Source organism: Thalassoroseus sp. (assembly GCF_984380535.1).
Window position 1 is genome coordinate 260,823 of sequence record NZ_CFHRBF010000013.1, and the last position, 10,928, is coordinate 271,750.

Genomic DNA, 10,928 nt, shown 5'->3' on the forward strand with positions numbered 1-10,928 from the left:
CAAAACTCTGCGTGCGATAGTCGTCGTCAGAATCGGTGCTATCGCGCAGGTCGGCCTGATTGTCCTCTCTTTCCCAAGGAACGCAGCTTTTCAGCGATCACATGGCCACGTCTCGGTCGACTCAGAATCAATAGTTCTCAGTCTTGCCGGTTGACGCATGTGCGATCGCGACCTTGTAGCGATCATCCATTGCGATTTGTATTCAGCCGGCATCACGCTGTCTTTGACGGGACATGCAATGCGTCGGCTTTGTGCGGGAAAAATCGGATCGCGAGCGGTTCAGCTTTTGCGGAACCTCCGAAAGCAGCTCTGTGCCTCAACACCGACGCCATCATTGCACCAAGCCCGTGTCGGTTTGGGGTTGATGCAGCTAGAACAGCGTCGGGTACTCGCAGCACCGGTGGCAATTGATGACGTCTACCTGTTCGATCCGACAGTTTCGAGTTCGGTTTCCGTCCCCTTCGACACCGGAGTATTGGCGAACGATTCCGACGCCGACAATGACCCCCTTGACGCACTGTTGATCGACCCGCCTCTCGAAGGTCAATTATTTTTTAACTCCGATGGAAGCTTCGATTACATACCAGGACCTGGCTATACCGGCTTCGACTATTTCACGTACGTAGCCGCGGATGCCGACGACGTGAGCAACCTGGCGTTTGTGTCGATCGAAACCAGCACCGGTCCGTCGAATCCACCGCCGTCTCCCGGGGGTGGACCGACGACGCCGTCGTCGCCGACTTCAAACATTTTCGTCGACACGTTCGAAGACGTTCCGGTTTCAGTTTCCGGGTTAGCAATCGGTCCCTTCGGCAGTAGTCCCGGCGTCGAGTTCCTGGTTCAACTTTCTGTCGATTCCGGGACGACGCTAGACGGTGGTTTTCTATCGTTCGGCACACTGAATGGGCTGACGATACTCGACGGGGCCGACGGGACGGGGTTCATCGAATTCTCTGGGTCGGAAAGCGATATCAATAACGCTCTTGATTCCCTCGTTTTCGCACCGGGATTGGATTTCAGTGGCATTGACCACATTCGATTCCAATACCAATCGCAGACCGCCGCGTTCCCGGCGAGCGGTACAACCGATGTCGACATCGAAATCGAAGCCGTCGCGGACGAACCGATTCTATTGGTTCCTCAACAGATCGTTTATATCGATCCCGGTGCGCCATTCCCGATCGATATCGACGCCTTTTCGTTTGATATCGACGGTTCGGAAGACGTGTTCATCGTGATCTCCGGTGTGCCCGAGGAACTCGAGCTCTCGTTGGGATTTGAACGTCCGAACGAACCCGGGGCATTCGAATTGAGAGATGACGAATGGTTATTTCTTGACGCGATTGTTCAACCGGGAGGACCGGAAACTTTCGAAGTTACCATCACTGCGATCGCGGTTGAGCAGGGCAACAATGACTTTGCGATTGCCTCGGAGATCGTCGACATTGTTCGACTGCCACCGGATGCAATTCCACCTGATCCGTTCGATGAAGGAAATTTTGACGACTTCAACCCCCTACCTCCGGCTCATGGTTTTGGGGAGTTCGATGAATTTGGAGGCTTCGATCCATTTGGCGACTTCGGGGAGCTTGATATCTTCGATCCATTTGGTGCTCTCGGGGACCCCAGTAACTTGGACCTGTTCGTTAATCTCGGGGGCTTCGGCCCGTTGAACGGGTTCGGATTTGTGGACGATTTGGATTTATATCTCGACTCCGACGATCTCGATGCGCCCCTGTTGCCACCTCCGATCGCTGATATCGGCGGTACGATCGGCTCCGGGGGACCAACGGCAGCGAATCGACCGAGTATCGGCCGGGGTTCGTCTCGTTCGAATTCGTCGCAGCAATCCAGCCCCGCTCAGCAAGCGGCGAACGTCGGTAAGCGAGCTCCGTCTCAAAATGGTGGACAGTCAGCTGCGACACAATCGCTAGGGTTGGTTTCGAATCTCAAACCGGATGAAGTCGGACGTCGTCTGGACTCGTTGCGAAGGCCGCATAATCACCGAGGGCACCACCTGATTGCGGGAGTTACCTCGGAGATCAGTCGAGAAGATATCGCGATGAACCGGTCCACCGAAACAGGACTTTATGCGCGAGCACTCAATGCACTCGGGGAATCGTTGGAAGACGTCCGTTTGCCGGACCAGTTGGCCGACGACTACTCGCGATTCTTGAATTTCCTACGCGAGCTTCCGAACGGAGACTACGTGGTTTATGTCCGCCAACCGGGACAGTCGCTCGATCAGGCGGCTCAAACTCATCGGTTGCTCGAGGTGCGTGTGGTCAACGGTCGTTTGAACCCGAGTGCCGACGAGTTCCGTCCTGCTGGCGAACTCTCACAAGACGTGGGAAGTCGTCGCGTACTGGAATCAGAGATTCAGTCACCAGCCGGCAAACCGGAAAGTCCTGCGGAGGCAGAACCGCTTCCGGCATCGGATTCCGCGGAATCGAATTCGTTGAACCAGCCTGTCTCTGGATTGATCGGGCTGGGAGTTGCGAGCCAGTTGGCTCGCTATACGAGAACCCGTGGTTCTCAGCAGGATTGCAAATACGAAAACTATCACCAGGAACGGTCGTGGCGGGGACGGAAAGCCCGCCGCAGAACTCACGATAGCGAGACGACATAACGTCAGCGTCCCGCGTTTTCCTGATACCGGATCTTCTTCGCTACTGCTTGTGGAACTTTGAAAATGGCTCTATGCCCATCCTGCCAAGGCACCTCCCAGAACGCGGACGATCGTACTTTGAACACGCTGGCACAAGGTGACCACGCCGGCGAATCTTGTGTTCTCTGTGGCGATCGGTTGACGGACTTCCTCAGCGAAATTGAAAACGAATTTTGCGGTGATGAGTCGTCCGAAGAAGACTCGCTTCAAACCTGTGAGTTCGACTCCGACCCGGAATCCGAGGACATCGTCGATTCCGCCGAGATGAAGAAGACCGTCAAGAATATCAAGTCGCTGATCAAGAAGCCGGACGACTCGACAATGACGGTCGGAAGCATTTCCGATATTTTGAGCGGCATTGACGACGAGTTCAAACTTCCAACCAATGCCGAAAATAGTGCGACACTGGCAACATCGCCACCAGACAAACCAAATTCCACGCCGAGTACACACCGAGACACAGGCTCGGACGAGATTGGTGGCTCGTTGCTGAAGATCGGCCGACGAGTTCTCGAACCGACCGAGCATGCCATTGGTTCCGACTATGAACTCCTCGACAAACTCGGCGAAGGCGGAATGGGGATTGTCTACGCGGGCCGACAGTCGTCGATCGACCGCGCGGTCGCGATTAAAACTCTGAAGAAATTGGAAGCTGGTCAGCGGGAACGCACGAGCTTCGTTTCAGAAGCGGTTGTCACCGGCGATTTGGATCACCCCAATATCGTTCCGATTTATGATTTGGGCACCGATCAAAAAGGCGCACTTTTCTATTCGATGAAACACGTCCAAGGGACGCCTTGGTTGAAAGTCATCGACGAAAAATCGGAAGAAGACAATCTGTCGATTCTGATGCGTGTTTCCGACGCTATTGCATTCGCACATTCACGCGGTGTGGTCCACTGTGACCTCAAACCCGAAAACGTGATGCTCGGGGATTATGGCGAAGTTCTTGTCATGGACTGGGGATTGGCTCAGCTCATGCCGGAATTTGCCAAGCCGGAGAGGATCGCCCGGTCGGCTGCCGGTGGTGGAACGCCTGCGTATATGGCTCCCGAAATGGCAAACGGGACCGGCACGATCGGCTATTATAGTGATATCTATTTGTTGGGGGCGATTCTATTTGAAATCGTCACCGGCAAGCCGCCACATACTGGCGGCAATGTTATGCAATGTCTACACGCCGCCGCTCACAATCGGATCCGCGAAACGGATGCGAGCGGGCCATTGTTGGAAATCGCACTCACCGCAATGGCGACCAACCCTGAAGATCGATATGCATCGGTCTCGAGGTTTCAGGACGCGATTCGTGAATACGAGTCGCATGCGGAAAGTCGGCACCTTGCCGACCGCGCGGAGTTGGTGCTCGCCAAGGCAGAGCAGTCCCAAGACTATCAGTTGTTTGCTCAAGCGCTGGCGTCTTATCGGGAAGCGTTGTCACTGTGGAACGAAAACGCCGAGGCGGCTACCGGAGCTTTTCAAGCGTCACTGTCGTACGCGAACTGTGCATTCGAACGTGGCGATTATGATCTGGCGTTGTCGCTTCTCGAAAGTGACCAGGTGGAATCCGGGGCTGCGGTCGTTGCGTCACGTCAGGCTATTCTCAAGGCACAGGCCGAACGCGACAGTCGTCAACAACGACTTCAGCAGACCAAGCGAATTTTGGCGGGTTTGGCGTTGATGACAATCTGCGGTGCGATCTTCGCTGCAGCTATGATCAACGAAGCCCGCGTCGAAGCCGACAAACAACGACAGATCGCCGTCGACGAAGCGGACGTTGCCGAGAAAGCCCAGAAACAAGCCGAAGCCCAACGCGAGTTCGCCCATCAACAACGAGAAATCGCCATCGCCGAACGGGCAAAAGCCGAGTCGGCACAAAAGGCCGCGGAAAAAGCCCGCGACGAAGAATTCGCGCAGCGTGAACGAGCTGAAGCCGCGACGAAACGGGCAATCGCCGCTCAAAAGTTGGAGGAGCAAGCCAAGCTCGCCGCTCTGGAAGCTCAGGCACTCGAAGAAAAGGCCAAGTTGGCGGCCCTTGAGGCAAAGGCACTGGAAGAGCAAGCCAAAGAAGACGCGCTGATGGCTCGCGCATTGGAAGAACAAGCCAAGGAGGAAGCACTTCGTGCTCGAACTCTCGAAGAGCAAGCCAAACAGGAAGCAATCGCGGCTCGCGCTGCAGAAGCTTATGAGTCATACGTCGCCCAAATTCAACTAGCGGCGACCAAGATCGACGAACAAGCGTTCGGCGTCGCGTTGACGTTACTTCAAGCGTGTCGGCCCAACGCCGATGAAACCGATCTTCGTGGTTGGGAATGGGCCCGATTGATGCATCTCTGTCATCAAAGTCGACAAACGATCCGAACCGATGCACCTGTCGATGCGATCTCGTATTCCCCTGATGGAACGAAATTTGTTTCTGCAACTTGGAATTCCCAAGCCAGTATTCATGACGCAAAAACCGGCAAGCAACTACTTCAGCTCACACATGAAGGGCAATACGTCCACGACGCCTGTTTCAGCCCCGACGGCCAGTGGATCGCGACCGCAAGCAATGATCCGACTGGTCCGGTTCGTGTGTGGAACGCCGAAACCGGTCGACCGGTTCGCGCGATCAATGGGCACACCGATGCCGTGCTGGATATCGAATTCTCACCCGATGGGCGATGGTTGCTCACAAGTTCCTACGATAACACCGCTCGGCTGTGGGACTGGAAAACCGGTGAGCAGGTTCAACAGTTTGTCGGCCATTTCTGGTGGGTCTGGTCGGCGGGGTTTTCGGATGACGGTTCGCGGATCGTCACCGCTAGCCAAGATGGCACGACAATTGTCTGGGACACGGAAACGGCCGAACAGTTGGCTCAGTTCAGCGGGCATCAATGCCCTGTGTTCTGTGCTCAATTTTCGCCGGATGGTCGATACGTTGTGTCGGCTGATAACGATGGGCAAGTGATTCTCTGGCGTCCCGAAGACATGCCGAAGACTTCGCTGAAACGAATTGCCGAGGGGCGGACTCCCGAACGAACGCGATTCCGCAAACTCAACGGCCACACAGCCTCCGTGCGATGCGTGGACTTCTCGAAAGACGGTCGTTTCGTGCTTGCGGGATCTGATGACAACACCGTCATTCTGTGGAGTCTCAAAGCCGACCGCATCGTGGATACTTTTCAAGGTCATGCCGGTTGGGTTCGAGCCTGTGCAATCTCTCCGGATGGTCAGTCGATACTCTCCGGCAGCCAAGATGGGAACATCAAGCAGTGGGACATCGGCGGTGGCGATGAAATTCGAGTCGTCGGGGGACATGTCCTAGATGGTCATTCGGAAGCTGTGCTCGCGGGAACGTTCAGTCCGGATGGGAAGTGGGTGGCGACTGCTGGTCGCGACAAAACCGTTCGAGTCGCGAACGTCCAAACGGGAACCGTTCACTTAGAACTAGCAGAAGGCCACAATTTTCTCACGCAAGACGTGCGGTTTTCGCCGGACGGTCGATGGCTCTTTACATCGGCTTTCGACAATTCCGTCCACATGTGGGACTTGGCGAAAGGCACTGAAGCGGTCCAATTCCACGGGACCGGCCGCGAATCGGCATTGACGATTTCCCCGGACGGTCGGTGGCTCGTGACAGGAAGTGATCGCAACAATGCCTTGCTCTGGGATCTGCAGAGCAAGGATATTCAAATAGCGATGGACCATACGAAACAATCGCTGTCGTCCCCAACTCGCGAGTTGGTCGGGCATCGCTCGCCAATTACCGTCGTTGCGTATTCGCACGACAACACCATGATTTACACCGGCGATAGTCGCGGTCACGGGCGGTTGTGGGATGCGACAACCGGAAAACTGCTGCACGCGTTGGAAGGGCATTCGTCGTCCATTACGGATGCGGAATTCCAGCCGGACGATGCCTACGTCGTCACCGCGAGCCGAGATAAAACTGTCACGCGTTGGAACGTGCGAAACGGTCAAGAACGACGCGACGATATTCTCAAACATCCTGCCGGCGTTCTGGCGTTGGAAGTTTTCCCAGATGGTCGACATGCCCTGACATCGTGCGAGGATCAAAAACTCCGAATCTGGAAACTCGATCCACCAGAAGTGGTGGCGATTCAATCGGCAGACGACGGTACCTTCAAAACGCTGCACCTATCGGAAGCAGCTTCTCAGGTGGTCGGTGTGCAGGCGGAAACAGGAACGGTGTCTGTCTGGAGTATCATGGATGAGTCAGCAGGGCTCGCCGACGAACCGGATTACTCGTTGCGGGATTTTCCGGCAGAGATTGGCACGTTGCAGACGGCTCGGTTTTCACCGGATGGTCGCTCGCTGATTACCGTCGCGGGCAATGACGTTCAAATGTGGAATTCGAAAACGAGACAACCACTAACTTCCTTTAACCCCACTGGGACAGTCGCGGCAATCGCATACTCGCCGGATGGCAAAACGCTGGCTGCGGGAAGCTGGGACGACTCGGTCCGTATCTGGAATTTGCACACCGGCAAAGCGGTCCGCAAGTTCGCAGGCATCCACCGAGACGACATTCAAGCAATTGCCTACTCTCCCGATGGAAAAGTATTGGCCTCTGCCGACAGTGACGGGTTGGTCGTGCTATGGGACGTGGCCACCGGTAATACGCTTCGGGAATTCTTAGGACACGAAACCACCGTGCGTTCGGTCACGTTCTCACCAGACGGACAACGTCTACTGACCGGTTCCACGGACAGAACTGCCCGACTTTGGGATGTCGCGACCGGTCGAGAGTTATGCGTGCTCCGAGGACATCAATGGGCGGTCAATGCTGCTCGTTTCGATCACCCCGGGAAGCGAATCCTCACACTCAGTGACGATGAAACCGCACGAGTTTGGCGTTTGATTGACGATGCGAACCCAACAGTCGAACTCATGCAGACGATTACCGGACACACTGCGGGGCTGACGTCGGGTGTGTTTTCGCCAGACGGGCGTCGTCTCGTGACCGCTAGCCGAGACAATACCGCAAAAGTTTGGGACGCTAGCAACGGGCAAGAACTTCTCACTCTCAAAGGACACACACAAAGTCTTACGAGTGTGTCGTTCTCACCCGATGGTAGCCATCTTCTGTCAACGTCCCAAGACGGCACCGCAATTCTCTGGCTGACAGGGCGCGGATTGGGCGGCGAAGAATTGAATCACTCGACCGTCAGTTTGCGACGATAAATTTGCTTGCCATGAGCAATAAAGAGTATGGAATGATCGCTTCCGCCGAGAATACATGTCGTCAGTGGTTGATCCTCGCGGGGTTTCGGAAGAACTCCGCAAGGACGACCAGTGGGGTCGAAGATCTGCACGCCGAGTTGGCTTGTCACGTAGTACCGGCCTTTCTTGTCGACCGCCATTCCATCACCGCGGGCAACGCTCTGATAAGGCGGTGGTGAATTGAAGCGGAATTCGCCGTCGTAGTCGATCGGCAACCGCAGAGACATCGTCGGCATCTTGGCGTCGAGTGAACCGTCAGGGTTAACGCGGAACATCCAGGTGTATTGACCGCCGTACTCGGACACGGCGAGCGTGCCGCCATCATTCGACAAAGCGATGCCATTCGGCCGATTGATACCCTGATCGACAACTGTTTTCTCACCGGTCTTCGAATCAATTCGCGTGACGTATTGAGCCTTTGTTTCTGTGATGAAGATTTGACCGTCTTTCGTGACCGCTAAATCGTTCGGACGGACTTCAGTCGCCACAACTTTGTCTTCACCGGTACGCGGGTCGATCGAAATCACTTGCTGTTTCGAACCTTGGCACGCGTAGAGAAGACCGTCCGGCCCGAATTCCAACCCGCTGACCGAAAGCTCGGCGACTTCGGTCTGTTCGCCGGTTGTCGCATCGATTCGCGTGATCATTGGTTTCCGCATATCACAGAAATAGACGTTGCCGTCTGCATCGGCACATAGTGCGTCGGCGAAACCCAGTTCGTCCGCCACCAGTTCCCACGACTCGCCGGGAACCAGCAAGTTCAGCAGCGTGAGATCACCGCCCAGGTCGCCCGCCGTGTTGTAGGTCGGTTCGTGGGTTTCCTGACGCCACAGCCATTTCATTGCTTCGGGAAAGCGGGAACTGCCGAAGTCCGCGTTGTGAGCATAGCCTTCCGCCCAATCGAACCGGATGTCATATCCCATGTACTCCAGAGCCGACGCCATCAATTGATTCGACCAAGGCCAACTTCCAAAGGCATTGTCGATGTCGCCACTGGTATCAGCCATGTAGACACGAATCGGTTTTTGTTCGGTTTTACGAACAAGCGACGGATAGACATTGCCGCCACGCAAATTCGTGAAACTTCCGACGCTCGAATACACCTTGCGGAAATAGTCCGGGCGTTCCCAGGCAGCTGTGAACGCGCAGATACCGCCGGAACTCGATCCGCCGATCGCATGCATGTTTGGGGCATCGGAAATCACGTACTTCTTTTTGACTTCTGGAATGATTTCCTCGAGCAGAAATCGTGTGTAACGATCGCCAAGACTGTCGTATTCGTAGCTACGATTCGATGGTCGCCGGTTCCGTTGTTTCTTCGTGTTATCGTCTCCGGGATTGATAAAGACGGCGATGGTGGGAGGCATTTCCTTCCGTGCGATGAGGTTGTCAAAGACAATCGGTATTCGCCATCGCCCGTTCAGCTGTCGCATGCGTTCGCCGTCTTGAAAGACCATGAGCGCCGCCGGTTGGTCGGGATCGTATTGAGCCGGCACGTAAATGGACCACTCGCGAATCGTATTGGGGAATATCTTCGATTCCCACGCGGGCATTTCGATGACTTCACCTACGGGGACACCGTCTTGCCGAACCGCGTCCGGATGCGGTTTCCAGGGCGGCTTGGATTCCGTCGAGGCAATGTGCGTTGATTTCGCATCGTTAGACCACAGCCATCGCAAAGCATTCGGCAACTCTAGCCCGCCCCACTTCCCGCTGTGTCCACCTTCGGTCACGACGAATTGATACGTATACCCAGCGTATTGCAAAGCTGCTGCCAAATCATGATTTGCCAAAGGCCAATTGCCATGCAGATTGTTCAGGTCATCCTTCCCTTCTTGGAGGTAGACCTTGATAGGTTTCGGATGACTTTTTGTCTGTCGTACTAAACCGGGATAGGCCCAACCACCACGAATGTTCGTGAAGCTTCCGATATGGCTCATCACTTTGCCGAATTGTTCGGGCTTCTCCCAGGCGACTGTGAACGCACAAATTCCCCCGGAAGAAATGCCACAGACCGCTCGATTCGCGGGATCGCTCGAAACGTTCAAACCCTTCAGAGCGACCGGGAGAAACTCGTTGATCAGGAAGTTGGCGTAGCGGTCACCTAAGGAGTCATACTCGAACGAGCGATTACTCCGCGCCTTGGCCCCCTTTTTGGTGGCGGGAACCGTGCCCGGGTTGACGAAAACCGCAATCGTGACCGGCATCTCTCCGCGGTGAATCAACAAGTCGAAAACCGCCGGAACTTGAAATGCTCCCTTGGGCTTCGCGTAATTCAATCCATCCATGAAGACCATCAAGTTTGCCGGTTCATCGGCCTGATATTGCGCAGGAACGTAAACCTGATACGCACGCATCGTACCGGGATAAATTTCACTTTCCGCAAACGTGCCGCTTCGCAATTCCCCTTTTGGAGGGGACGACACCGCGGGCCGGTCTGCACCGTCATCCGCGAAGGCAAACGGCGATGTCGTAAACGATAAGATTCCCAGCAACAGGCAGAGCGACTTCATAGATGATTCCGTAACTTGTTGTCGAAGTGATCAAGCGGTGCACCGTCGCCCGTCGATCCTCTGGTTTCGTCAAGACAACTTTGAGTTGGTGGTCGACGACCAATCAACCAAAGTGAATTGGTCAGATCGTAACAAGAAGTGAATTCCGTTATCAATCACCCGGAGACTGACAGAAAGTTTCCTACCACCGTGGAGGCTGCAAACGTATCCCGGTGTCGACCTTGACATTTCGCGATTAACGGCGATAATTGTCGGCCGAAGTAAACCTACCAGGAGAGATGACAGAGCGGCCGAATGTGCCGGTCTCGAAAACCGGTGTACCCTTATGGGGTACCGAGGGTTCGAATCCCTCTCTCTCCGCTTTGAAAACTGCGTGCTTCGTAAGTTGCTTTATTGCAATAATTTGCGGAGCACGTTTTTGTTTGTCCCACTGATTGGGACAAACATTGGGACAAATCGGAGTATTGAGGTCTTCAAGTGAGACAGATGAAGCGATTCACCCTTTGCTTTTGCGGCAGACACCT

General features: G+C 55.0%; 3 protein-coding genes and 1 tRNA gene. 3 read left to right on the top strand and 1 reads right to left on the bottom strand.

Features of this window, described 5'->3' with window-relative positions; all coding sequences use genetic code 11:
* Window positions 1–157 precede the first annotated feature (157 nt).
* Both AC5DDB_RS19210 and AC5DDB_RS19215 read left to right on the top strand, forming a co-directional pair.
* Complete coding sequence (locus AC5DDB_RS19210; RefSeq protein ID WP_491741373.1) at window positions 158–2,629, top strand: Ig-like domain-containing protein; 2,472 nt, start codon at window positions 158–160, stop codon at window positions 2,627–2,629.
* A gap of 63 nt (window positions 2,630–2,692) precedes the next feature.
* Window positions 2,693–7,852: a protein kinase domain-containing protein gene (locus AC5DDB_RS19215; protein WP_491741374.1), complete on the top strand. Its 5,160-nt coding sequence runs from the start codon at window positions 2,693–2,695 to the stop codon at window positions 7,850–7,852.
* Here the strand turns inward: AC5DDB_RS19215 and AC5DDB_RS19220 are convergent.
* Complete coding sequence (locus AC5DDB_RS19220) at window positions 7,825–10,404, bottom strand: alpha/beta hydrolase-fold protein (protein WP_491741375.1); 2,580 nt, start codon at window positions 10,402–10,404, stop codon at window positions 7,825–7,827. The genes AC5DDB_RS19215 and AC5DDB_RS19220 overlap by 28 nt on opposite strands.
* 272 nt (window positions 10,405–10,676) lie before the next feature.
* Between AC5DDB_RS19220 and AC5DDB_RS19225 the strand changes: the two genes are divergently transcribed.
* A tRNA-Ser gene (locus tag AC5DDB_RS19225) sits at window positions 10,677–10,764 on the top strand.
* Window positions 10,765–10,928 lie beyond the last annotated feature (164 nt).

What these genes read in the sequence shown, in the direction of transcription:
- AC5DDB_RS19210 (WP_491741373.1), top strand. Translation starts at nt 158, where the DNA reads ATGTGCGATCGCGACCTTGTAGCGATCATCCATTGCGATTTGTATTCA.
- AC5DDB_RS19215 (WP_491741374.1), top strand. Translation starts at nt 2,693, where the DNA reads ATGGCTCTATGCCCATCCTGCCAAGGCACCTCCCAGAACGCGGACGAT.
- AC5DDB_RS19220 (WP_491741375.1), bottom strand. Translation starts at nt 10,404, where the DNA reads ATGAAGTCGCTCTGCCTGTTGCTGGGAATCTTATCGTTTACGACATCG.